This is a genomic window from Bacteroides sp. AM32-11AC, from assembly GCF_003603515.1.
Taxonomy (GTDB): domain Bacteria; phylum Bacteroidota; class Bacteroidia; order Bacteroidales; family Bacteroidaceae; genus Bacteroides; species Bacteroides uniformis.
Map to the genome: position 1 here is coordinate 113522 of NZ_QTNH01000006.1, position 25757 is coordinate 139278.

Annotated in this window: 15 protein-coding genes and 1 pseudogene; 11 read left to right on the forward strand and 5 right to left on the reverse strand. The window is 44.8% G+C overall.

The window, feature by feature from the left end; translation table 11 throughout:
• Positions 1-67: 67 nt before the first annotated feature.
• The 4 genes and pseudogenes from DW800_RS08065 to DW800_RS19925 form a co-directional block, all read left to right on the forward strand.
• Positions 68-1087 carry a FecR family protein gene (locus DW800_RS08065; RefSeq protein WP_117703933.1) on the forward strand — a complete coding sequence of 340 codons (1020 nt, stop codon included), beginning with the start codon at positions 68-70 and terminating at the stop codon, positions 1085-1087.
• Between the two features lie 106 nt (positions 1088-1193).
• Entirely contained in the window at positions 1194-4433 is a 3240-nt protein-coding gene (locus DW800_RS08070; protein WP_016273123.1) for a TonB-dependent receptor, read from the forward strand.
• A gap of 21 nt (positions 4434-4454) precedes the next feature.
• A complete protein-coding gene (locus DW800_RS08075; protein ID WP_009037857.1) occupies positions 4455-6071 on the forward strand; it encodes a RagB/SusD family nutrient uptake outer membrane protein in 1617 nt (538 codons plus the stop codon).
• 124 nt (positions 6072-6195) lie between these two features.
• Positions 6196-7305, forward strand: a pseudogene (locus tag DW800_RS19925) (glycoside hydrolase family 105 protein); the annotation flags it as partial.
• 1524 nt (positions 7306-8829) lie between these two features.
• Here DW800_RS19925 and DW800_RS08085 read toward each other — a convergent pair.
• Both DW800_RS08085 and mdh read right to left on the reverse strand, forming a co-directional pair.
• Positions 8830-12087: a S41 family peptidase gene (locus DW800_RS08085; protein WP_057087132.1), complete on the reverse strand. Its 3258-nt coding sequence runs from the start codon at positions 12085-12087 to the stop codon at positions 8830-8832.
• Between the two features lie 95 nt (positions 12088-12182).
• Positions 12183-13124, reverse strand: coding sequence for a malate dehydrogenase (gene mdh / locus DW800_RS08090; protein WP_005829779.1), 942 nt, complete (start codon positions 13122-13124; stop codon positions 12183-12185).
• A 230-nt stretch (positions 13125-13354) separates the two neighbouring features.
• Between mdh and DW800_RS08095 the strand changes: the two genes are divergently transcribed.
• The 5 genes from DW800_RS08095 to DW800_RS08115 all read left to right on the forward strand — a co-directional run bounded on the left by DW800_RS08095 (position 13355) and on the right by DW800_RS08115 (position 19300).
• Positions 13355-14233: a hypothetical protein gene (locus DW800_RS08095; protein WP_005829777.1), complete on the forward strand. Its 879-nt coding sequence runs from the start codon at positions 13355-13357 to the stop codon at positions 14231-14233.
• Positions 14234-14354: 121 nt separating this feature from the next.
• Complete coding sequence (locus DW800_RS08100; RefSeq protein WP_117703932.1) at positions 14355-15821, forward strand: TolC family protein; 1467 nt, start codon at positions 14355-14357, stop codon at positions 15819-15821.
• Between the two features lie 45 nt (positions 15822-15866).
• The gene (locus DW800_RS08105) at positions 15867-16856 is read left to right on the forward strand and encodes an HlyD family secretion protein (protein WP_035450104.1); all 990 of its coding nucleotides are present in this window, start codon (positions 15867-15869) and stop codon (positions 16854-16856) included.
• Positions 16857-16883: 27 nt separating this feature from the next.
• Positions 16884-18062: an ABC transporter permease gene (locus tag DW800_RS08110; protein WP_057281719.1), complete on the forward strand. Its 1179-nt coding sequence runs from the start codon at positions 16884-16886 to the stop codon at positions 18060-18062.
• Positions 18062-19300, forward strand: coding sequence for an ABC transporter permease (locus DW800_RS08115; protein ID WP_117703923.1), 1239 nt, complete (start codon positions 18062-18064; stop codon positions 19298-19300). The genes DW800_RS08110 and DW800_RS08115 overlap by 1 nt, the downstream gene beginning before the upstream one ends.
• 218 nt (positions 19301-19518) lie before the next feature.
• Here DW800_RS08115 and DW800_RS08120 read toward each other — a convergent pair whose 3' ends face one another.
• Positions 19519-20586, reverse strand: coding sequence for an SGNH/GDSL hydrolase family protein (locus DW800_RS08120; RefSeq protein ID WP_117703922.1), 1068 nt, complete (start codon positions 20584-20586; stop codon positions 19519-19521).
• A gap of 362 nt (positions 20587-20948) precedes the next feature.
• Here DW800_RS08120 and DW800_RS08125 point away from each other — a divergent pair, with 362 nt between their 5' ends.
• Both DW800_RS08125 and DW800_RS08130 read left to right on the forward strand, forming a co-directional pair.
• A complete protein-coding gene (locus DW800_RS08125) occupies positions 20949-22184 on the forward strand; it encodes a site-specific integrase (protein WP_002561011.1) in 1236 nt (411 codons plus the stop codon).
• 12 nt (positions 22185-22196) lie between these two features.
• Complete coding sequence (locus DW800_RS08130) at positions 22197-22559, forward strand: hypothetical protein (protein WP_002561010.1); 363 nt, start codon at positions 22197-22199, stop codon at positions 22557-22559.
• A 102-nt stretch (positions 22560-22661) separates the two neighbouring features.
• Here DW800_RS08130 and DW800_RS08135 read toward each other — a convergent pair whose 3' ends face one another.
• The gene (locus tag DW800_RS08135; RefSeq protein ID WP_004355287.1) at positions 22662-24785 is read right to left on the reverse strand and encodes a DEAD/DEAH box helicase; all 2124 of its coding nucleotides are present in this window, start codon (positions 24783-24785) and stop codon (positions 22662-22664) included.
• Positions 24769-25710: a DUF1837 domain-containing protein gene (locus DW800_RS08140; RefSeq protein ID WP_002561007.1), complete on the reverse strand. Its 942-nt coding sequence runs from the start codon at positions 25708-25710 to the stop codon at positions 24769-24771. The genes DW800_RS08135 and DW800_RS08140 overlap by 17 nt, the downstream gene beginning before the upstream one ends.
• Positions 25711-25757 lie beyond the last annotated feature (47 nt).

Sequence of the window (25757 nt, forward strand, 5' to 3'; positions counted from 1 at the left end):
AATCGGAATAAGGGTTAAACTCAAGTGATGTGTCATATAAGTGAAGGCCTATAAAAACATCATGATCATGAAAAAAAGTGTTCCTTGGAATTTAATCATTCCTAAGTTGAAACAGGAAATTTCCGCAGACGAAGAGCGGCAATTGGAGACTTGGTTACGCAGCAGTAACAACGAAGCGTTATTCAAGGAATTGCAACTGTTATGGGAAAAAATTCAGGCAAATGTAGAAAACTACACGCCCAATACCGAATATTATTGGAATGAACTTGTCAACCGTATGCACGCCAGCGAGCCTAAGCAGACTGCAAAACCTGCAAAGAAACGCTTCGAACTGAAACGGATATACCGCTACGCAGTAGCTGCATGTATAGCTGTTGCCATCGGTTGCTCATTCTACATAGGATTCCTTAACGGACAGCCTGAAGCCATGCCGCAGTTATACTCTAATTTGTCGGGTAAGTCTAAGGTTCTCCTTCCTGACGGAAGCGAAGTATGGATGCATACAGAGACCTCTTTGCAATACGAATCACAAATGAATAAGGATGAGCGTATCGTAAATGTAACTGGTGAAGCTTACTTCGATGTAGCACACGATGCTGACAAACCTTTTATCGTGCAGACAGAAGGTATGCGTATCGTAGTTCACGGAACCAAATTCAATGTCGATGCATTCCCCGGTTCGGAAAATACATTGGTGAGTTTGGTAGAAGGGTCCGTCTCTTTGGAAACCGAGACAGAGAACCGTTTCCTCAAACCGGGCGAAACAGCTACTTTTAATCGGAAAACCCTGACACTTAAGGTAGAAAAAGATGATGTACATTTTGCCTCTTCGTGGGCAAATACACAACTCGTATTCAGAAACCGTTCATTGGGAGACATTTGCAAACTGCTTTCTAAATGGTATCGGGTAAAGATAGACGTGGATCCTACATTATCCAATAAATATTTCTATACGTTTACGTTGCGTAGCGAACCGCTGGACGAAATACTCCGCATCATGGCACGCATCCAACCTATGAAATATACCTTTAACAAAGAGAATGAGTTGACAATTTCGTTTGCAGACACAAAACAAAAAGTAAAATGAAACAGTAACAAAATTAAAAACTTATGCCAAACAAATGAGAAATGCACATTATTTAATAATTAACGAAAAGTAAACACCTACATTAATCTTTAAATTTAAGACAATTATGGATATAAGAAAACAACTCATCATTCTTATACTGGTATTTCTATGTGCCCCGGTTTCTGCACAAAAGAAAGAGAAACTGATCACACTGAAGTTCACAAATATCCCATTATCAGAGGCTATGCCAAAAGTGGAAAAGCAAAGCGGATACACTTTCTTCTATGAATCGCAGCAAATAGACATCAAACAGAAAGTCAGCTTGAATGTTAAGAATGAAACTATTAATAAGACAATAGCAGCCTTATTGAAAGGGACCAATGTTAAATTTGAAATCGACGCAACACACATTATTTTATATACCGGAAAGAATAACAAGGCAATATCCGGACAACCACAGAACATCTCTGGTACAGTAATTGACGAAAGTGGTGAACCGATTATCGGAGCAAATGTCATGGTGGAAGGAACCAGTACTGGTGTCATTACAGATCTTGACGGAAAATACACAATCAACGCACCGGCAGGGAGTAATCTCAAAATCTCCTATATCGGTTATGTGACACAGACTGTAAAAGCTGGTAGAAACAGTACCGTAAAGTTAGTGGAAGACAGTAAAACACTGGCAGAAGTCGTGGTAATCGGCTATGGTACACAGCGTAAGTCCGACCTGACTGGAGGTCTGGTATCAGTAGACCAGAAGAAACTGAACATGATAAATAGCAGTAACTTGATGGACCGTCTCGCAGGACAAATTCCGGGCTTAAGCGTAACTACTGGTGATGCGAAACCGGGGGCAGACCAAACCCTCCGTGTACGTGGTGAAAACTCACTAAGTGCTGACAATGCACCGCTTATTGTATTGGACGGTATTCCTTACAATGGTTCTTTGAGTGATATTGACCCAAACATCATCGAAAGCCTTAGTGTCTTGAAAGATGCTTCCGCAGCAGCTATCTACGGCTCACGCGGTTCCAATGGTGTTATCTTGATTCAATCAAAGAAAGGCAAGAAAGGTGCACCCCAAGTTACATACAAAGGGCAGTTCAGAATGTCGCAACCCCAACAGACTATTGATGTGATGACTCCAGACGAATACATCACATTTAAACAAGACATTGCACGCCTGAAAGATGGATGGAGCGGAGACCAATTGGCTCCTGAGAATATTCTGAGTGCCAGCGAACTTATAAATTACAAGAAAGGCGTTACAAACGACTGGCAGGACTATATTTTCCGCAATGCATTTACCATGGAACATCAAGTAGGCATTTCCGGAGGTACTGAAAGCACCACTTATATGGGGGCAGTTTCCTATCTGGATCAAGAAGGTGTAGTCTACAATTCTGCTATGAAACGTTACAATATCAATTTGAATGTCACACAAGTATTAAACAAATGGCTGACTATTGGTATACAGACCCAATTTATTCAAAGAGATGGCGGTGGTATAACCCCGAATATTGAACATGCTGTAAAGCAAAGTCCTTATGGTATCTACAAAGATGAAAACGGCAAGTATTATGAAGAACCTATGGACCAATCCCTGATTATTAACCCGATGGCCAATGTCAATGCCGACCAAGATCAAACAAGACGTAACTTCTTCATCAACACCTATGCTGACATTCTGTTGCCGGTAAAAGGTCTTTCAGCCCGTACAACCTTTGGTTACAACTATCGTAGCGACTTTACCGGCACATACTATGGCCGTGACACCAAAGACGGTAGAACAGCCAGCGGAAAAGCCAGCATCAACAATGAACACTACTGGGATTACACTTGGGAAAATCTGCTCAAATATAATCGTGAATTTGGCAAGCACCGTTTCGACGCTACAGGTTTGTTCAGTGTACAACAAACTCAGAAAAAGACTTCCAAGTCAAGCGCCGAAAGTTTTGTAAACGATGATTCCAGTTATCATAACATCAATGCAGGTGAAAAGAATAAAACCGTAAGTTCTGGTTTATCAGAAACCTCGATGCTGTCTTATATGCTTCGCTTGAATTATTCATATGCAGGAAAATATATGTTGACCCTGACCGGACGTTCCGACGGTTATTCTGCCTTCGGTGCAAACAACAAGTATGCATTCTTCCCGTCAGTGGCTGCTGCATGGAACATTGCTTCCGAAAGTTTTATGGAAAATGCACAAAACTGGCTGGACCAATTGAAGCTCCGCGTATCTTATGGTTCTAACGGTAACCAAGCCATCAACCCCTATCAGACATTGGACCGTCTGCACCTCACAAACTATATCTGGGGTGACGGTGGAGCAGGTGTCAACGGTGCTTATCTGGCCAACGACGGTGTCGGAAATCCGAATCTAAAGTGGGAAACAACCCAAACATTCAACGTCGGTATCGACTATTCATTCTTCAACGGCCGTATCAACGGTAACATTGAAATGTATGTCGCCAACACAAAAGACTTGCTGATGAAACGTACTGTTCCTATCATGAACGGCTATAAAACCATTTGGGATAATGTGGGTAAAACACGCAATAAAGGTGTTGAATTTACCTTGAACACCGTCAACATACGTAATAAGGACTTCGAATGGAGCACCGGAATCATCTTTTCACTGAACCGTGACAAGATTGTAGACCTACGTGGTGACAAAAAAGATGATATCACCAATAAATGGTTCATCGGCAAACCCTTGCGAGTTTACTACGACTATGACGTCGACGGCATCTGGCAGGAAGGTGACAAATTCACCTATACCGCAGCAGACGGTACAGAAAAAGAGATCCAAAAAGGTGCCAAACCAGGTTCTGCCAAAGTGAAAGATGCAGACGGAAACGGTTATATTGACTCCAATGACAAAGTTATCATCGGTTCAAAGAATCCAAGCTTCCTCATGTCTATGAGCAATACATTGACTTACAAGAACTTTTACTTGTCATTCTTACTGAATGGAACCTTCAAAGTTACACGTGAGTTGAACGAAGCCAATATCGGAAGTTGGAGTTACAACTTATACAACTATCTGCATAATGCCGATTACTGGACACCGGAACACACCAATTCCAAATATGCTTCTCCAGCATATAACAACTTCGACGGACACAGCTATTACAAAGACTTTACATACATCCAAATAAAGAATATCACTTTAGGATACAATTTTGAAAAGAATTTTGTAAAGAAATTGGGACTGAGCGGTTTGGGAGTCAATATCAGTGTGGAGAATCCTTATACATTCTGTGACATACGCAGCGTATTGAACTATGACAACAGTTGGTTTGCCTCTTACCCGACTGCACGTTCCTACGTACTTGGGCTGAACTTATCATTCTAAACTTACTTAAATATATATACAATGAAAAATTATATATCAAAAGCAACTCTAGCTCTGTTAGTAGCTCTGTCTGCTACCGGTTGCTCTGACTTTCTGGATGAGAAACTGAAAAGTGAACTGGCTCCGGACAACACATATACAAGTTCCTATGGTTTCGAAGTAGGTTCTACCGGACTTTATGCCGAAGCACGCTCTGAATACAACACTTGGGGTGAAAACGGTGCCTTCATGCACAATGCCGCTTGCCCTTACGAAGCATTACAGATTGCCACTGACCTTGCTACCATGGGTACCAAAGACGGTTCTATCCAACCGTTCGGTTTCTTGACATTAACTCCAAATACCGGTATTGTAGGCTCCTACTGGAACTGGGCTTATAGTCTGATTGCAGGAGCCAATGAGATGTTGAAATACTCGGAAATAAACACGAACTGGGATAATAGCACAGACAAGGCGCTCTATCAGGCAGAATCACGTTTTTTCCGCGCCTATGCATACCGTACATTGGTTTATCTGTATGGAGACGTTCCTTATGTAGACAAGATTCAAGATCAGTTCAGAATCGATTTTACCCGTACACCGAAGGAAGAGGTTATTGCCCACATGGTAGAAGACCTTCAGTTTGCTGTCGAGAACCTGCCTACTGACCCTGATGCCGTAAAAGTCGGCAAGCTGACCAAATGGGCGGCAGAACACTTACTAAGTGAGGTTTACTTGATGCAGGGTGATTATGCAAAGGCTGAAACTGCTGCAGAGAATGTCATCAACAGCGGATATTTCCACTTGATGGAAGACCGCTTCGGTGAAAAGGCAAAAGCAAACGGCGATGTGTTCTCCGACCTATTCGTTGAAAACAACCAAAATCGCACATCCGGCAATATGGAAAGCATTTGGGTCATGCAGTTTGAATATAACACTACTGGTGGCGGTACAAATTCCGATGACTGGACACGCCGTGCCTGGGAACCCAAATACTTCGAGATTACCGGTTTTGTTTTGGCAGACTCACTGGGTGGCCGCGGCTTGTCGCAATTGGTACCAATGAAATGGTGGATTGGAGAAGATACCGGTTTCTTTGATGAAGAAGACATTCGTAATTCCGAATACAACATCAAACGTAACTGGTATTACAACAACGAGAACATGCCCGACCTTTATGGTAAAAAAGCCACGATTACAGACGAAACATGGTTTACCACCTTCCGTCTTTATCCGGCTCTGACAAAATTCTTCTATGGCCGTTCCGAAAACCTTTCTTTGACCGGTTCCTACCGTGACCGCATGAAGTTCCGTTTGTCCGAGACTTATCTCTTACTCTGCGAAGCAAGGTTGGGGTTGAACGATATTTCAGGTGCCCGCGAAGCAATCAATGTTGTACGCCGTCGCGCACATGCTCCTGAAATTACGGACAGTGAAATGACCATGGACTTCTTGCTGGACGAACGTATCCGCGAGTTGGTAGGTGAAGAATCACGCCGCTTTACCTTATGCCGTACCGGCAAATTATTGGAGCGTACCCGCAAATACAATACAGAATCGGGGCCCGTTATGCGTGATTACCACACATTATGGCCGATTCCTCAGAGCATAATCGATTCAAATACGGGTGCAGAATTCCCGCAAAACGAAGGATATTAACAGCACAAAGACAAAATAAAACACGAATAAAGGTAAAAAGATAGTTTTCAAGATTCTCATAAAGGGAATTGTCCGCGTCCATTGAGAACAAAGGCAATTCCCTTAATTTTATCAATAAACAATCATGAAGATACACAGACAATTAACAGCAGCAGCCTTTCTGTTTATCAGTATGGCAATCATGGCACAAGTGCCATTCAGCAAAAAGGAAGTAAAAGAGAAAATGAAGCAAGTGGCAGACTGGCAAATTTCCAATCCTAACACTGCCCACGAACACCACGACCTGGATTGGACCAATGGAGCACTTTATGTAGGTATGGTAGATTGGGCTAAACTGGCAGAAGAGGAGTACAATGACAGCACCTACTATCAATGGCTCTATAAAATAGGAAGACGAAACTGCTGGCAACCCCATCAGCGGTTGTACCATGCAGACGATATAACCGTTTCCCAATCATTCATTGACTTATACCGTAAATATAAAAAAGAGGAAATACTGGCTCCTACCCTGGCACGTACGGAATGGATTGTCAACCATCCATCCAACGGTACATTCAAACTGGAGTATGGTGACAACAAAACCCTAGAACGCTGGACCTGGTGTGATGCCTTGTTTATGGCCCCCCCGGTTTATGCCAAGCTATACCGTGAAACCAACAACCGGAAATACCTCCAATTCATGGACAATGAATACCGGGCTACCTACGAATACCTATTCGATAAGGAAGAGAACCTTTTCTACCGCGATTGGCATTATTTCGGTAAAAAAGAAGCCAATGGCAAAAAGGTGTTCTGGGGACGTGGAAATGCCTGGGTACTGGCCGGTCTGGCAGAAGTATTGCAGGAGTTGCCCAAAGGCTTGATGGAACGCGCTTATTACGAAGAACTGTTTATCCGGTTATGCACACGTATCGCCGGATTGCAGAACGAAGACGGTTATTGGCATGCCAGCCTTCTGGATCCGGCTTCTTATCCTTCTCCCGAAACCAGTTCCACCGGTTTCTTTGTATATGCGTTGGCCTATGGCGTAAATGCGGGACTCTTGAATGAAGACGATTTCATGCCAGTCATTATAAAAGGCTGGAAGGCACTGATCGATGCTGTAGATGCAAGCGGTAAACTTGGCTGGGTACAGCCTATCGGTGCCGACCCCCGTAAAGTGACGCGTGACATGACAGAAGTTTACGGTGTCGGTGCGTTTCTTGCAGCAGGATGCCAGATATACAAGATGGCTGTAGATACGGAAGCTGATTATATAAAAATCTGGCCAGACAGAAAAACCATGCAGGGAAACCCTTTAAGTGGTTGGGTTGTTTATGCAAATGAGAATGTCAGCGATGACTTCTGGAAAAAATACGACCATATCTATGTACCGGAAAAAGGAACAACCGTGAAAATCTCCGATTATGCACGCGCACTCTATATCCGTACGCATTGGAGTACCTTCAATCCCGCCGAAGGAGTCTACGGCTGGGATACCAACGAAAAGTTGAAAAAAGTAATTCAAGGGGCACTCGACAGAGGTATGCGTCTCTCTTTCCGTGTAGTTGTCGACAGCCGCGACCGAAAAAATGAAGCCACTCCGGCCTATGTATTCGATGCAGGAGCCAAATACTATACAGACAATGGAAAACGCTCTCCCTATCCTGATGACCCTATCTTCCAGGAGAAATATGCAAAGTTCATAGAAGCATTTGCCCAAAAATACAATGACCCTGACCTGGTGGAATTTATAGACGGCTACGGTCTTGGCAAATGGGGTGAGGCACACACTATGAAGTACATTGACCCCAAGAACCGGGAAGCTGTGTTCAATTGGATTACAGACCTCTACGTCAAACACTTCACCAAAGTACCTTTAGTTATCAACTACCATCGTTGGATGGGTGCAGGCAAAGACTGGGCAGGTGAGGAGAATTTTGATCCCGATAGTAAACGCTTGTTGGACAGCGCTTGCGAGAAAGGCTTTTCCTTACGTCATGATGCTTTCGGAATGAGAGAGTATTACGGCCAGTGGGAGCGAAACTATGTGAAACCTTGGATTATGAAACGCCCGGTTCTACTGGAAGGTGGATGGATTGTGAGCAAGCACCCTTATCACAATGACCCGAGCGGTTACAAAACAGCCAAAGATGTGCGTATCGGAGAATTTGAAGACGGTCAGGAAGCTCATGTCAACATGATGGATTTCCGTGTAGGAGACGAAACCATGAGTTGGTTCCGTGATGCCTATCCTTTGGTTGAGCGTTTCATCTCCGAAGGAGGTTATCGTTTATATCCCGATTCCATTGTAGTTCCCAAAGAAATGAAGAGTGGTTCAAGAATAAAGATAGTACATCGCTGGAACAACTTAGGCTGGGGATATTGCCCAACCAATATACCACAATGGAACCAAAAGTATAAAGTAGCTTTCGCATTATTGAACCAAGACAATCAAGTAGTCTACTCTTATCTGGACAACAATACTGATTTATCCGTCTGGATAAAAGGCTATCCCACTTCCTATGAGTTCACTCCCAAACTTCACGGGGTAAAAAAAGGAACCTATACCTGGGCAGTAGCTTTAGTCGATACAACCAAAGGCAATGGAAGCAATGTTAAGGGGCTGGATATCTCTGCCAAGGGAACCTTCACTAATTCTGGTTGGTTAAAACTGTCAGAAGTAACTGTAAAATAAATAAGACACCCCATCGACTTTATAAACAAGAGGCTGAATTCAAGATTGAATTCAGCCTCTTGTTTATAAAGTCCAATCCATCTATTTCTTTTGCGGCAACCTCTTCAGCAAGTGGTCCACCGCCGCTTTCAGCTGTGCATCTTCTCCCTTCAAAACAGCTTCCGGTTCATTATAGACCAGGATATCAGGCTGCAACGTGCGGTTCTCCAGATAGTTGCCCTGCATATCCATGCAACCTACCTGCGGAATACCGAATACAATACTTGGATCGATCTGGCTTTCCCACCAGACAGCAGTCATGGTTCCTGCCACGGGAGCACCTATCAGCTTACCGATACCCAACGTCTTGTACACAAAAGGAGTACCGTGGGCATTGCTGTAATTATCCTCGCAAACCAGCATACACGAAGGTTTCAGCCATCTGTCAAAAGGATCGCTGCCGATGTACTGGCCACGCGGCACAAAGCGTTCATACTCCTTGCCGCTAAGTAACGTCGCTACTTGTTCGTGCAGCCACCCGCCTCCGTTATGGCGGGTATCCACCACAACAGCCTCTTTCTTACGACTGCTTTCGCTCAACAAATCGGAGTAAATCTTACGGAAGCTCGGACTATCCATACCTTTGATGTGAATATAAGCAATGCGTCCGCCGGAATATTCATCCACCTTCTTGCGGCAGTTTTCCACCCAGCGCTTATACAACAGCTCATTCTGGGCACCGTAAGATATGGGCTTCAAGGTTTCTTCAAACCGCTTTCCGGTAACAGGATCATAGACCGAGAGAATCACCTTGCGGCCTGCCTTACCTTCGAGTAACGGGAAATAATCAGCGCCAGCCTTAATGGCAACACCATCCACTTTCTCGATAATACAGCCCGGCTTGACATCCGTCTTTTTCTTCGTCAATGGACTCTGAGCTATAATTTCTTTAATCTTCAGTCCATCGCCCGCATAAGCTTCATCATAGAACACTCCCAAAGCAGCCGTAGGAAGTGCTGCGCCCGAAGCATAATAACGCGCTCCCGTATGAGAACCGTTCAATTCACCCAGCATCTCACTCAGCATTTCCGCAAAATCGTAGTTATTGTTGATATACGGCAAGAAGCGCTTATAAGTTTCTTTGTATCCATTCCAGTCCGTACCTTGCAAGTCTGCCACATAGAACTTATCATTTACCTGCTGCCAGATGTGGTCGAAGATATATTCACGCTCACCATAAGGGCGGTAATCGAAGAAAGCCTCAAATTCAATTGGAGAAATCTTGCTGCCTTCAATCTCTATCTTCTTCATTCCGTCGCGGGCACAAAGGAAGATATTCTTCCCTTCCTTGTCAGGCTGCAAAGCGCCTGCACCTACTTTCTTCAAAAGAACTTTTGTAACATTCTCTTTCAGATTGTGTTCCCAAAGATCGTACCCATCCTCGAAAACAGAAAGATAATAGAGTTTATCCCCTTTAGCAGAAAGCATGGCATCTGCCATATGCGAGGAGTTGACGGTCAGGCGTACAATACGGTCAAAGCGGTTTGCGAGGTCGAACTTTAACGGCTCTACCTTTTTCTCCTTATCTTTGTCGGCATCCCCTTTTTTCTTCTTGGCATCCTTTTCGTCTTTCTTCCCGGCTTTTTCCTTCTCTGCCTTCTCCGCTTCCTCGAGTAAAGCGGTTTCTTCCTTATTCATCAAAAAACGGTCGTATGCTTCAGCATCAAAGAACATGATATAAGTATCGTCTTCGGCTCCCCAACTGCCGTGGCTGCGATACCCCGCACGGTCACTGGTCCAAATCATGGCTTTTCCACCCAATACCCATTTGGCATTGCCATCGTTGTATCCGCTCTCGGTCAGGTTCACCATTTCACCCTTGCCATCGGCATTCAGCAGCACAACATCTTTGTTGTTCCATCCACCTACACCGATATAGTCCGAAAGAATCCATTTGCTGTCCGGACTCCACTGAAACCACTGGTCACCGTCCGAATAAGAGTATTGATACTTGCCATCCATAACGGTACGCACATCCTTTGTCTTCAAATTGATGACACGGATGGTGCTGCGGTTTTCGAGAAAGGCAATCTCTTTACCGTCAGGGCTGTATTGGGGTTGGAAAGAAGCGGCATCCGAGTTTGTCAAGCGTTCTTCCTTCAGCTCTGTGGCATAGGTAAACAGCTTTTCATCCTTACGCACAATCGTCGAAGTGTAAAGTTGCCAAAGCCCGCCACGTTCGGAAGCATAAACCAGTGTCCGCCCATCGGGGGCAAAGTCTACGGTACGTTCCTGACAAGGAGTATTCGTTATCTGCTTCGTAGTCTTATATTCCACTGAAGTGACGTAGACATCGCCGCGCAAAACGAAAGCCACTTCCTTACCATCCGGAGACACTGCCATTTCCGTGGCACCGCTACTCTTAATCTGGCGGATAATATCCTTGTCGTTTCTGTCGGAAACAATGCTGATGTTCACCTTTTGCGCTTCTCCACCGGGAAGCAGGGTGTAAATCTCACCATCAAATCCATAGCACAACCTTCCGTCCGTAGCGGCACTGAGATAGCGTACCGGATTTTTGGTATAGTGCGTCAACTGCACGGCCTTCGCATCTCCGGGAGTACGTCGGTAGATATTGAAAGAGCCGTTTTCCTCACTCAGATAGTAGAATGTTTTTCCATCAGGAGCCCAAACCGGTTCACGGTCTTCTCCTCCGAAAGTGGTCAGCTGGCGGTACTGCGGTTCTTTTCCCGGAGTATACATCCAGATGTCACGGGCAATGGGCGATACGTGATGTTTACGCCAGTAGTCCTCGTAACCTTTCTTATCTTGATACAACATCGCTCCCTCCTTATTGATGGAGATGCACTCCATAGGCATGGACGAAATCATCGTCGGGCGCCCTCCCTCCACTGATACTCGATAGACCTGATTGAACTGCCCGTTAGAGGGAAAGACAACAGCCTCGGCAGACGGCATGATGCCCGCAGAGAACAAGACATGTCCGGCATCTGTAAAAGCAAGCGGCGTTTCGCTTCCCGAGTGGGTAGTCAGCCGTCGTGGTTCGCCTCCGTCTTTGGCCACAATGTAGACGTCCAGGCTTCCCATACGGTCCGAAGCAAAAGCAATCCGCTTACTGTCCGGACTCCATACCGGAGCCGTATCATATGCGGGATTGGTAGTTATCTGCATGGCACGTCCACCGGCAACCGGCACCGTATAGATGTCTCCTTTATACGTAAAAGCAATGGTGGTCCCATCGGGAGAGATGACACTATGACGCATCCACAGCGGAGCATCCTGCGCAAAAGTAAAACCAGCCAGGCAAACGGCAGCAATACCTAATAGTAGTTTTTTCATAATGATTCTTGTTTTTGGAGAATAAAAAAAACCTCACGACTTTTCCTTTCGGAAAAAGACCGTGAGGTTTGCTTATCATTTTAAGTTACCCTCAATTAGAGAGCACCTACTTCCTTCAAAGCGGCATTTGTCTTGTGAACGGCAGCAGCGCTGGCAGCAAATTTAGCTTTTTCGTCAGCAGTCAGTTCCAGTTCAACGATTTTCTCGATACCGTTCTTGCCAAGGATTACGGGAACACCGATACAGATGTCTGATTCACCGTATTCTCCTTCCAGATATACTGAACAAGGAATCATCTTCTTCTGGTTGTGGATGATAGACTCAACGACATAAGCGCCTGCCGCACCCGGAGCATACCATGCAGAAGTACCCAGCAACTTAGTCAGTGTAGCACCACCTACCATAGTAGAAGCTACCACTTCGTTCAGTTTTTCTTCGCTCAGCAGTGTGCTTACCGGCTGTCCTTTGTAAGTAGCCAGACGAGCCAACGGAATCATGGTAGTATCACCGTGACCACCGATAACCATGCCTTCCACTTCGTTGGCGTTGCAGCCCAAAGCCTGAGACAAGAAATATTTGAAACGAGAGCTGTCCAAAGCACCACCCATACCGATGATACGGTTCTTCGGCAAGCCCAGAGACTTCAATGACAGATAAGTCATGGTATCCATCGGGTTGGAGATAACCACAAGGATAGCATTCGGAGAATATTTCAAGATGTTCTGTGCAACCGACTTAACGATACCTGCATTAACACCGATCAATTCTTCACGAGTCATACCCGGTTTACGGGGAATACCGGAAGTAATCACTACAACGTCGGAGTTGGCAGTCTTCTCATAATCGTTGGTACAACCTACAACAGTGGTGTCGAAGCCCAGCAGTTGAGCAGTCTGCATCATATCCATTGCCTTACCTTCTGAAACGCCTTCTTTCACGTCCAGCATTACCACTTCGTCAGCCACTTCATTAAAGGCTAACACATTAGCGCATGTAGCACCTACGTTACCTGCACCTACTACGGTTACTTTTGACATAATTTCTAAAGTTTTTTGTTTATAAGTGTTCTTTAAAGATGACGCAAAAGTACAGCGAACTTCGTAATTAGAGAAATATTTCCGTAATAATTTTAGTTAAATACACATTTAGCCAATGATTAGTGGACGATGATTAATGATTAATGATTAATTTTGCGGACGATTAATGAATGTAGGACGAATAATCAGCCACCAACCATTAATCACTTAACCATTAATCATTATCAAAAATGGCAGTTAAGAAGAATACACTTCTCATCGTGGCAGGCAGCCTCCTTATCTTATTATTAATAGGAGTTACCATTCTGCTGATTTCCGAAAAGCAAACCAACAAGGAACTGGTGATGGAATTCAATCTGGATAAAGAAGACCTTGAAAATCAATACACAGACTTCGCCAGACAATATGACGAACTGAAGTTGACAGTCTCCAACGACTCCCTCTCCGTACTCTTGGAGCAGGAACAATTGAAGACCCAACGTTTATTGGAAGAACTCCGCACCGTGAAGAGCAGCAATGCCACCGAGATACGCCGTCTGAAGAAGGAACTGGCTTCTCTCCGCAAAGTCATGATAGGCTATATCAACCAGATTGACTCGCTGAACCGCCTGACTGCCCAACAGAAGGAAATCATAGCAGATGTCACCAAGAAGTACAACGCCGCTTCCCGGCAAATCAGCAACTTGTCCGAAGAGAAGAAGAACCTGACCAAGACCGTGACACTTGCCGCCCAACTGGACGCCACCAACATCTCTGTGCAGCCCACAAACAAACGCGGCAAGACTGCCAAGAAGGTGAAAGACATCGTGAAGTTCAAAATAAACTTCTCCATCGTGAAAAACATCACTGCAGAGACCGGCGAACGTACCCTCTACATCCGCATCACCAAACCGGACAATGACGTGCTGACCAAAAGTTCCTCGAACACCTTCCCATACGAGAACCGGGAACTGGTATATTCCATCAAGAAGTATATAGAATACAACGGAGAAGAGCAAGCCGTCACCGTATATTGGGATGTAGAAGAATACCTCTATGCAGGCACCTACCGCGTAGACATTTTTGCTGACGGTACCCTTATCGGTTCGCAATCATTCAGCTTGAATTAATACAAAAAAATCTAAATTATTTTGCAATATCATTGAAAGCCTATACATTTGCATCGTTGTTTATGCAATTATTGTTGCTGTATAAACAACAGATTCATCACCTTAATTAATGTATAGCCCAATGAAAAAGTTCTTCTGTTTCATCTGTTTGGCATACCTATCCTTCCCCATGAAGGCCCAGGAAGCATTAAGCTTGGATAGTTGCCGTGCATTGGCAATCTCCAACAACAAAGAACTGCTGATAAGCCAGGAAAAAATCAACGCTGCCCACTATCAAAGGAAAGCGGCATTTACTAATTACCTTCCCAACATTTCGGCCAGCGGCGGATATATGCGCAGTCAAAAAGAGTTGTCCATCCTCAGCGACGCTCAGAAAGGAGCCTTGTCCGGATTGGGTACAAGTCTCAGCGGACCGTTACAGCAGGCTGCCCAAGTCATCGTACAGCTTCATCCAGAACTGGCAGGCCAATTGCCGGCTTTAGGACAAAGCCTGGTAGGTGCCCTCGACGGTGCAGGCCAATCCTTGGTTGACGCCTTTCGTACAGACACCCGCAACATGTATGCGGGCGCACTGACCTTGACCCAACCCCTATATATGGGCGGCAAGATACGTGCCTACAACAAAATTACCAAATACGCCGAAGAGCTGGCCCGCCAGCAGCACAACACCGGTATGCAGGAAGTAATCCTGAGTACAGACCAGGCATATTGGCAGGTAGTGTCCCTTGCCCATAAAAAGAAGCTGGCAGAAGGTTATCTGAAACTACTGCAGAAGCTCGACAGCGACGTTGACAAAATGATTGCCGAAGGCGTTGCCACCAAAGCAGACGGACTCTCCATCAAAGTAAAAGTGAATGAGGCCGAAATGACCCTGACCAAAGTAACCGATGGCCTGAGCCTTGCCCGGATGCTGCTGTGCCAATTGTGTGGTCTCGACCTTTCCACTCCCGTCATGCTCACAGACGAACAGAAGGAAGACCTGGCTCCCACTACTCCGGAAAACGGTGCCATCGACATCAACAATGTTTATGCTACCCGTCCCGAAGTACGTAGCCTGGAACTTGCCACGCAGATTTATAAGCAGAAAGTAAATGTCACCCGTTCGGAATATCTTCCTTCCATAGCACTAATGGGCAGCTATATGGCAACCAACCCTTCCGTCTTCAACAGTTTCGAGAAAAAGTTCAAGGGGATGTGGAATGTGGGTGTCATGGTGTCGGTACCCATCTGGCACTGGGGCGAAGGCATCTATAAAGTAAAAGCAGCCAAATCGGAAGCACGCATCGCCCAATACCAGTTGGATGACGCCAAAGAAAAGATAGAGCTGCAGGTCAACCAGTCGGCTTTCCAAGTGAACGAAGCTGCCAAGAAACTGACCATGGCCGAAAAGAACCTGGAAAAAGCCAACGAGAACCTGAGATACGCCACACTTGGCTTTGAGGAAGGCGTTATACCTGCCAGCAATGTGCTCGAAGCGCACACCGCATGGCTTTCTGCCCAATCGGAAAAGATAGACGCACAGATTGACGTAAAACTGACGGAAATCTATCTGAGAAAGGCAACGGGGGAATTGACAATTGATAATTGATAGTTTCTTCAATCGTAAATAGTAAACAGTCAAATAGTAAATAATATGTTGGATACAAAATCACAAAACAGTAACATGTTGTTGGCATTCCTCACGCTGACGGGAGTGATTGCCATCGTTGCCCTTGTAGGTTTCTTCATGTTGCGTAAAGGGCCGGAAATTGTGCAAGGACAAGCAGAAGTAACGGAGTATCGAGTATCGAGCAAAGTGCCGGGACGTATTCTGGAATTTCGTGTAAAAGAGGGACAAAGCGTACAAGCCGGAGACACCCTTGCCATTTTGGAGGCTCCGGACGTGCAGGCCAAACTGGAACAAGCACGCGCCGCCGAATCGGCAGCCCAAGCCCAGAACGAAAAAGCTCTGAAAGGCGCCCGTCGGGAACAGATACAAGCTGCCTATGAAATGTGGCAAAAGGCACTGGCCGGACTGGAGATTGCCGAAAAATCCTACACGCGTGTGAAGAACCTGCACGACCAAGGCGTGATGTCTACACAAAAGCTTGACGAAGTTACCGCCCAACGCAATGCAGCCCGGGCTACAGAGAAAGCCGCCAAAGCCCAGTATGATATGGCCAAGAACGGTGCGGAACGCGAAGACAAAGCCGCTGCCGCTGCCTTGGTGGAACGCGCCAAAGGAGCTGTGGCCGAAGTTGAATCGTACATCAAGGAAACTTACCTGATTGCACAGACTGCCGGTGAGGTATCCGAGATATTCCCAAAAGTAGGCGAGCTCGTGGGCACGGGTGCTCCCATTATGAACATCGCCATTCTGGACGATATGTGGGTAACCTTCAATGTACGCGAGGACTTGCTGCAAGGGTTGGGTATGAATACCGAATTCGAGGCGTTCATCCCTGCACTCGATAAGAATATCCGCCTGAAAGTGTACTATATGAAAGACCTCGGCACATATGCCGCCTGGAAAGCGACCAAGACTACCGGCCAGTTCGACCTGAAAACATTCGAAGTAAAAGCCGCTCCGCAAGAGAAGGTGGAAGGACTGCGTCCGGGAATGAGTGTTGTATTGAAGAAGTAAAGGAGTTATGAGTTATTGGAGAGGATGATGGAAAGAAATAAGAAACATACGGCTTTGTGGAATGTAGCAAGACGCGAATGCCGCCGTCTTGTTTCCCGCCCGCTCTATCTGTTCTGTATGGTGATAGCACCGTTGTTCTGCTACATATTCTTCACCACGCTGATGGACTCCGGGCTTCCTACGGACATGCCCGTAGGTGTGGTAGACCAGGACATGAGTGCCACTTCACGCCAGCTGATACGTAACTTGGACGCTTTTGAGCAGACAGCCGTCGTGGCTCGCTATCCCAATATCAACGAAGCCCGCACCGCCATGCAGCGCGGAGAGATTTACGGCTTCTTCTATATACCCGAAGGCACCTCCGCCAAGGCGCAGGCGCAACGGCAGCCCAAACTCTCGTTCTACACCAACAACACACTACTCATTGCCGGCTCACTGCTCTTCAAAGATATGAAGATGATGAGCGAACTGGCATCGGGGGCCGCCGCCCGCACCGCCCTCTATGCCAAAGGCGCTACCGAGGAGCAAGCGATGGCCTTCCTCCAGCCCATCGTCATAGATACGCATCCACTCAATAACCCGTGGCTGAACTACTCCGTATATCTGTGCAACACCTTTGCACCGGGTGTATTGATGCTGCTTATCTTCATGGTGACCGTCTATTCCATCGGAGTTGAGATAAAAGACCGCACCGCCCGCGAATGGCTGCGCATGGGCAACAACTCCATCTGGATTTCCCTTGCCGGCAAACTGCTGCCGCATACCGCCATCTTCTTCCTGATGGGAATATTATATAATGTATACCTCTACGGTTTCCTCCATTTTCCCTGCAACAGCGGCATCCTGCCGATGCTGCTTGCCACCCTTTGCCTGGTGCTGGCATCGCAAGGCATGGGAATATTGATGATAGGAACCCTGCCTACCCTGCGTCTGGGACTCAGTTTCGCTTCCCTATGGGGCGTACTCTCTTTCTCCATGTGCGGATTGTCATTCCCCGCCATGGGCATGCACCCCGTATTGCAGGCATTGGCAAATCTGTTCCCCCTGCGCCACTATTTCCTGATTTATGTGGACCAGGCACTGAATGGATACCCCATGATTTACTCGTGGGTCAACTACGTAGCGCTGCTTATTTTCATGATGCTCCCGTTCCTTATAGCCCATAGGCTGAAAGGAGCGTTGGTTTACTATAAATACATGCCCTAATGAAAGACCTGACGTTCAGACAGAAAGTGATACAAGGCATTCATGACTTGTTCTATATATGGAAACGGGAATTCGGCACCACCTTCCGCGACCAGGGCGTGCTCATCTTCTTCGTGCTCGTTCCGTTGGTCTATCCGTTGATATACGCTTTCATCTATACCAACGAAACTATCCACGAAGTACCCACTGTCGTGGTGGATGACTCACGCTCCTCGTTGAGCCGCGAATACCTGCGGAAAGTGGACTCCAGTCCCGAAGTGAGCCTCGTGAGCTACTGCGCTGATATGGAAGAAGCCAAACTGATGTTGAAGGACCGCAGGGCATACGGTATTATCTACATCCCCTCCACCTTCAGCGACGACATTGTACGCGGTAAGCAAACGCAGGTCAGCATCTTCTGCGACATGAGCGGACTGCTGTATTACAAAGCCTTGCTGACCGCCAACACCAACGTGTCGCTCGCCATGAACGCAGACATCAAAGTGGAGCGAAGCGCCAATACCACCGACCGCCAGGACGAAATTACCGCCTACCCGATAGAGTATGAGGATGTCGCCCTCTATAATCCGACCAACGGATTTGCCGCTTTCCTGATTCCGGCAGTATTGGTATTGATTATCCAGCAAACGCTGCTACTCGGCATCGGCTTGTCTGCCGGGACGGCACGCGAACAGAACCGCTTCCGCGACCTGGTGCCTATCAACCGCCACTACAACGGCACACTACGCATTGTGATGGGAAAAGGGCTGAGCTACTTCATGGTATATTCACTGGTATCGGTATATATACTGTGTGTGGTTCCATGGCTTTTCAGCCTCAACCAAATAGCGATACCCGGTGTCCTGACTCTGTTCACCCTGCCCTACCTGGCCGCTTGTATTTTCTTTGCCATGACAGCATCCATTGCCATCCGCAACCGCGAAACGTGCATGCTGCTGTTCGTGTTCACCTCCGTGCCGCTGCTGTTCCTCTCCGGCATTTCATGGCCGGGAGCTGCCATGCCCACTTTCTGGAAGTACTTCTCGTACATCTTCCCTTCTACCTTCGGCATCAACGGCTACGTACGCATCAACAGCATGGGAGCCACACTCAATGAAGTCTCTTTCGAGTACCAGGCACTATGGATACAAACGGGTTTCTACTTCATCACCACGTGCCTGGTATATCGCTGGCAGATATTGCAGAGCAGGAAACATGTGATTGAAGAGTATAAGAAGCATAAGAGTATAGAAGCGTAACACATTGTTCCAAGCCTACGAAACAAAGTGTTCACATGCGTTTGAACACTTTGTTTCAGCGTATCAGAACAATTTGTTCCAATATATAAAAACAGTTTGTTCGTCATATTGAAACAGTCTGTTCCCTTATAGGAAACAGACTGTTTTGTTAAAGGAAACAAATAGTTGCCCTACAGCATCGGCAAGGCAGCAAACAGACAAACGGTTGTAATACCTAATTACGGTCGCATGTGTTTCTCCAATATCGGGTAAAGTATCTCAGCATACCTCATAAAGCCCAAATCGGTAAAATGAATGCCGTCTACTGTAGCCTCCCCGTCGTGGCCGATGATGTCACGGGAAGAAAGGAAATAGATGTTTTTCTCTCCACGTTGCTTCAAAGAACGGAAAAAGGCATTCAATGTCTCATTCTTGTCCTTTACCTCCTTGGCAATCCTGGTGTCAAAAGGAGAGTGGGTAAAGAGAGGGTCTTCCACGAAAAGGACAGGCGTATCGGGATGCTTGCTGCGGATGATGGTATAGAATTTGTCAGCACGCTCCTTCATCTGCTCTACAGTGGCATTGGGTACGAAGTCAAGGACAAACATGGAAGCATCTACGCCAGCTATGACATCAGCAATCTCCAAATCGAGCAAGGCATTGCCACTAAAGCCCAGATTGATACACTCGCGATTGAGCCAACGTTCCAGAATATTGGTATGTGCCATACCCGGACGAGAAGCACAACCACCCTGCAAGATACTGGTACCATAGAACACCACCGGTTTCTCGCGGTGCGGCAAGTCCACTGCCGGTTGAGTAATCTCGGCAAGAGAATCCACTCCGATAGAAAGTGAAGTAACCCCGTCATATAAAGAAAGGTACAAGAGATATTCACGCTCCTCAGGCAACATATTGCTTACAATAGTTGCCTTGTTGACTTTGCCCTGCGGACGCCCGCTACCGGCAAATATCCACTTGCCGTCTTGCAAGCAGTAGAGGTCGAGGCCTTTAATGCCGGTCGGTGTCATGTGGTTCATACTCATATTGTTCCTTACTTCCCATTTGGCGGAAATGCTTGTAGAGTTGGAACGGAAGCGCACGGCGAGTCCGGCACTGTTGCGGCCTAAGTCCCACAATGGCTTGCGGGAGATGTTCTGCAGAGAGTCCGGCAGACGCTCATAGCGGGTAAGGGTAGATTCTGTTGCTTTGCCCAGAAGGGGGAAGGTGGAAGCATCATGATAAACAGTCTGGGCATTGGCAACAGCGGCCAACAACAAGCCCATCAGAAGAATTCGGATTCTCATATGACAAGATATTAAGTGTTAAGTATTAGGTTGCAAAGTTACTACAAAAAAGTGAAATGCGGAAAGATATAGTGATAGAATTGAGTTACAAGGGTTTTAGTTAAAGTGGCGATAATTCGTGAAGCCATTACAATCCTTGCCGAAGCCAAATCTTGACGCCGCAACGTTACTTGTTCGTAACCATGTCCGAAAATGCGACAAACGGGTACGAATGGCGAAACAAGACACTATGTTATAGTGAGTTACCCACAACTCACGTAACAAATACGGTTACGGAAAAAAGATTGCGCCGTTCCTCCCCGTTTTGCGTACCGACACCGGACTCTTCACCAACTAATTTTGAAATCCAAAAATTAAGAACGATGAAGAGTACATTTTCAGTAATCTACTACCTCAAGCGTCAGGTAGTGAAAAAGGACGGGACGGTTCCCGTCATGGGACGCATCACGGTGGACGGCAGCCAGACGCAGTTCAGTTGCAAGTTGAGTGTCGATCCGAAGCTGTGGGACACCAAAGGGGGACGTGTCACGGGCAGAAGCGCGGCGGCACTCGAAACGAACCGTATGCTTGACAAGATGCGGGTGCGCATCAACAGACACTATCAGGAAATCATGGAGCGTGACAACTTCGTCACGGCGGAGAAGGTAAAGAACGCCTTTCTCGGACTGGAACACCGCTACCACACGCTGATGCAGGTGTTCCGTCGGCACAACGAGAACTATGAGAAACAGGTGGAAGCAGGCATGAAAGCAAAAGGTACACTGGAAAAGTACCGTGTCGTTTACAAGCACCTGCAAGAGTTCCTCGACATCCGCTACCATGTGAAGGACATCGCCCTAAAAGAGCTTACTCCCGCTTTCATCTCCGACTTCGAGATGTTCCTGCGCACGGACAAGCACTGCTGCACCAATACCGTGTGGCTGTACGTCTGCCCGCTACGGACAATGGTGTTCATAGCCATCAACAACGAGTGGCTGACACGCGACCCGTTCCGCGAGTATGAAATCAAGAAGGAGGAAACGACACGCAGTTTCCTGACCAAAGACGAAATACGCCTGCTGATGGAGGGGAAACTGAAAAACGCCAAACAGGAACTGTACCGCGACCTCTACCTGTTCTGTGCGTTCACCGGATTGTCGTTCGCGGATATGCGCAACCTCACGGAAGAGAATATCCGTACCTATTTCGACGAACACGAGTGGATAAACATCAACCGCAAGAAAACGGGCGTGGTGTCCAACATCCGCCTGCTTGACATCGCCAACCGCATAATCGGCAAATACCGTGGGCTATGCGAGAACGGCAGGATATTCCCCGTTCCGCATTATAACACGTGCCTTGCCGGTATCCGTGCCGTCGCCAAGCGTTGCGGCATCACCAAGCATATCACGTGGCATCAAAGCCGCCACACGGCAGCCACGACAGTTTTCCTTTCCAACGGCGTACCCATCGAAACGGTCAGCTCCATGCTTGGACACAAGAGCATAAAGACGACGCAGATTTACGCGAAGATAACCAAAGAAAAACTCAATCAGGATATGGAAAACCTTGCCGCAAGGTTAAACAACGTCGAGGAATTTGCAGGTTGCACCATCTAAAAAAGAGGAGCCATGAAACGTGACATAATCATCATAGAGGACAAGGCGGTCAGCGTAACCGGTAACGATGTGTGGATGACCGCCACCGAAATAGCCGGACTGTTCCATACGACCGTCCCGGCAGTGAACGCCGTCATCAAAGCCGTCCGCAAGTCTGACGTGCTGAACGACTACAAGGTGTGCCGCTACATGCAGCTTGAAAACGGGCTGTACGCGGACGTGTACGCGCCTGAAATCATTATTCTGATTGCTTTTCGGCTGAACACCTACAACACCTACCTGTTCCGCATGTGGCTGGTAGGAAAGGTTCTCTCACAAGAGAAGCGGCAAACATACGTGATGTTTATACAGAACGGAAAAACTGCGTACTGTTGAAGATATCAAATGAAAATTATACGAAAGAATTTCTATATGGATCCTTATCTAAATAGCCATATCATATCTCAAAAAATATAGAGGTAATAATATGGCTATTATTTAATTCTTTTGATTTGTCGTTATGCAACGAATTCCGTTCATAAAATGTTTTAATATATATTTGTCAAATGAATGGAGATTAGGTATTTTTTGTTCAAGGTATTCAATTCCTATCGTGTTAAATTCCTGTATAACGATTGTAATCTCTTTAGAATCGTCTTCAAGATTTATAAGACCTGCATTTTGTATCTTTTTACTAATCATCCTCGGTAATCCGTATTCTTCAAGTTGAAATACAATTTTAGGTAAAAAGGCATTTGATGCTTTATATACAAAATTGGCGATATTTGAGGAATTAGGATAAAGTTCTTGACGTATAATATTAATTACCGCAATAATAGATGAGAGATTAAAGGATACATATCTTTCAAATGTAAATATATCCTCATATGTAATACCATAATCTTTTACTGTGTTATATAGCTCTTTTATAGTCATTTTCCATCCATTACTACATGCACATGCATAATACCGTAAATGTCCTTTTCGATGATATTCCAAAATTTCTATGATATCTCCTAAAGCATCCCTCCATTCCCATGTATTATTGTTTTGTAAAGCATCGCAATTTGTTGGCCAATTGGAATCAGTTTTCAATTTTTCCGCAATTATCTTTAACATTGATGGTTTACAACTTCTGATTTGTGGTATTCTTTCAATTCTATGCCAAATATCCGTTCCAAGAAGTTCTATCATTTCATCTTGATATCGTTGAATTTTTACATATTGTTCATTATTCAATTTTATACCGGGGTCATTTCCATCAAGTTTTTTTACTACATCATCAGGAAACTCTAATCTCAATTTAGTATTTTCTTGACTTGGTGGCTCTTCAAGCATATAGACACGACCTACAAAATAACGAAACATTCTGCCTGCGCGTCCAATGATGTTGCGAAAGGTAAAATAATCAATCTTATGAGCCCCGTTCTTATTTGACCATAAAACGACACTCTCTGCTTGAGTATTTACTCCTTCAATTATAGACGAGGTCGATACCAAATAATCTAACCCATTCTGTTCTTCAAATAGTTTTATTTGAATTTGACTAAGAGAACGATGTAGCTGACCATTATGAATACCAATACCATGTTTGACTAAATCTTTAAGAATATACTTTTCTCCATAATTGCATTCCAGCCAATCAGAAAAATTAGCAAGCAGTTCAGAGTCTTTATTATATAAATTTCTGTTAAGAATTGTTGTTACTTCTTCAATTCCCTTATATGTGCCGGTATATATCAAAGCTTTACCTATACCTGTATTTATTAATTCAATAAGTTTACGTGTCTTAAAACTCTGTTTATCTTCATTCTTTGGTCTGCTTTTATATAACCGCCATGCATGCGTTACAACGGTCTTAAAATCCATACGCAGAAATGTCATCCCTTCAGTGAATACATTTTCTTCTATTTCATGGATATTTGGGGCAAGATAATATCTTTGTTTAGCTTTCTTTCCGAGTTCTACCATTGAACTGAGTAAAGTGGAGCTTCTTTCAAGATCAAAATTTGTACTTGCCTTATAAAACTCATCAACGATTAGAATATCAATTGAAGGAAGTTTATCTATATAGGCAAAAGCTCTTTCTTGCGGAAATACCAATATGTTTTTCTCCGCAAGTTCTACATCTGTTGTTGTAATTATTTTATATTGATGAGAGAATTTTCGGCAAATTCGTCTTCTTGTTTCATCTGCAAGAGCAACCGTAGGTACTAATATTACAACATTAATTGGTTGTTTAATCGCAATAAATGCATCAATAACAAAACTTTTACCAAAACTTGTAGGAGCACTCACCGCAACGCTTTTCCCTTCTAATAACTTCTTTAATACCTGTGATTGAGCAGTATGTAAGACACAAGGTTTTCTTTCTCCAATATTAACTTTAAAAACTTCACATACAAACCGATCTTCCCAAGATGCAGTATATGTATCAATATACGGTAAAAGCCCCACTTCACGAATAAGATGGTTGACTAATTCCATATATGAATTATTGTTAGTACCATTAATCTCATGAAGTAATGTAATTACTTTGGATCTTGCATTACTTATATCACCAGCATTTAGAACATTACTTATATCTAAACATGTATTATATATATCATTCGTCTGCATCATTTTTGAGATTTTTTGCTTGTGAAATAAACCAGTTTACTATTTTTGTTTTATCAGGAACAGGAAAAAGAATCAAATGAAAGTTTATTTCCGAATACTTATGAACAGAACTAAGCTTGTTGATCTGCTTCTTAAAAAACGAATGAGCACGATCTCTATGAAAAGAAATAATACTATTTTTATACTCATCACTCATTTCAGTAGTACTTGCTGTTATCTGGCATTCATGTAATAAAAGAATAGGTATATGTAGTTTGGGTTTTATTTCGTCAATGGAAGTATTCTCATCGAAACATTCTTTTATCTTTTTAAGTAATGTTTGGTTTTCAATTTGTTTATCAAGTTCATTGAGATTGGTCATTATTCCGCATTCCTTTTTCATAATAGGTTTGCGCAACATTTGTTCAACAGAATTTATTGGTTCGTATAATCGCGCATCCTCAAGAGAATTATAAAATTTAGCTTCTCCTAACCAAAGTTGAAAGCCTCCATTTGGGTCAATTACAATGTGTACAGAATCAGAGCCCTTTGCATTATCATTATCATTCTGTTTATAAAAAATTTTAGGTATTGCAGATAAGGCTTTATAATGGTTCTTCATTATGCCATATAGAATAATTTCCGCTATTTCACTTCCCTTTCCATTCTGCTCTTTGTCAACAAGTCGTAAATGTTTGGCAGCCTCAATAAGCCTACCGTAATCATTATCTATTAATTTCTCTCGTTCTTGTGCAGACAAAGCTGTTTCTGCAATATTACTGAAAACAAATTCTTTGAATTGACGATATCTCCAACTGCCATCTTCAAAGCCATTAGCAACTGATAATAACCTGTCATTATGATCTGGATTTATTTCTTGCTTTTTTGTATTAAAATTAACAAAACAATCATCAACTAATATATCAAAATTCCAAATTTTATTGCTCATACACTTTATTTACATGCTTAAAAATGGTGAAACATCTATATTCCTTT

Excerpts from the sequence above, each read along its gene's own strand:
- DW800_RS08065 (WP_117703933.1), top strand. The coding sequence starts at position 68 with ATGAAAAAAAGTGTTCCTTGGAATTTAATCATTCCTAAGTTGAAACAG.
- DW800_RS08070 (WP_016273123.1), top strand. The coding sequence starts at position 1,194 with ATGGATATAAGAAAACAACTCATCATTCTTATACTGGTATTTCTATGT.
- DW800_RS08075 (WP_009037857.1), top strand. The coding sequence starts at position 4,455 with ATGAAAAATTATATATCAAAAGCAACTCTAGCTCTGTTAGTAGCTCTG.
- DW800_RS08085 (WP_057087132.1), bottom strand. The coding sequence starts at position 12,087 with ATGAAAAAACTACTATTAGGTATTGCTGCCGTTTGCCTGGCTGGTTTT.
- mdh (WP_005829779.1), bottom strand. The coding sequence starts at position 13,124 with ATGTCAAAAGTAACCGTAGTAGGTGCAGGTAACGTAGGTGCTACATGC.
- DW800_RS08095 (WP_005829777.1), top strand. The coding sequence starts at position 13,355 with ATGGCAGTTAAGAAGAATACACTTCTCATCGTGGCAGGCAGCCTCCTT.
- DW800_RS08100 (WP_117703932.1), top strand. The coding sequence starts at position 14,355 with ATGAAAAAGTTCTTCTGTTTCATCTGTTTGGCATACCTATCCTTCCCC.
- DW800_RS08105 (WP_035450104.1), top strand. The coding sequence starts at position 15,867 with ATGTTGGATACAAAATCACAAAACAGTAACATGTTGTTGGCATTCCTC.
- DW800_RS08110 (WP_057281719.1), top strand. The coding sequence starts at position 16,884 with ATGGAAAGAAATAAGAAACATACGGCTTTGTGGAATGTAGCAAGACGC.
- DW800_RS08115 (WP_117703923.1), top strand. The coding sequence starts at position 18,062 with ATGAAAGACCTGACGTTCAGACAGAAAGTGATACAAGGCATTCATGAC.
- DW800_RS08120 (WP_117703922.1), bottom strand. The coding sequence starts at position 20,586 with ATGAGAATCCGAATTCTTCTGATGGGCTTGTTGTTGGCCGCTGTTGCC.
- DW800_RS08125 (WP_002561011.1), top strand. The coding sequence starts at position 20,949 with ATGAAGAGTACATTTTCAGTAATCTACTACCTCAAGCGTCAGGTAGTG.
- DW800_RS08130 (WP_002561010.1), top strand. The coding sequence starts at position 22,197 with ATGAAACGTGACATAATCATCATAGAGGACAAGGCGGTCAGCGTAACC.
- DW800_RS08135 (WP_004355287.1), bottom strand. The coding sequence starts at position 24,785 with ATGATGCAGACGAATGATATATATAATACATGTTTAGATATAAGTAAT.
- DW800_RS08140 (WP_002561007.1), bottom strand. The coding sequence starts at position 25,710 with ATGAGCAATAAAATTTGGAATTTTGATATATTAGTTGATGATTGTTTT.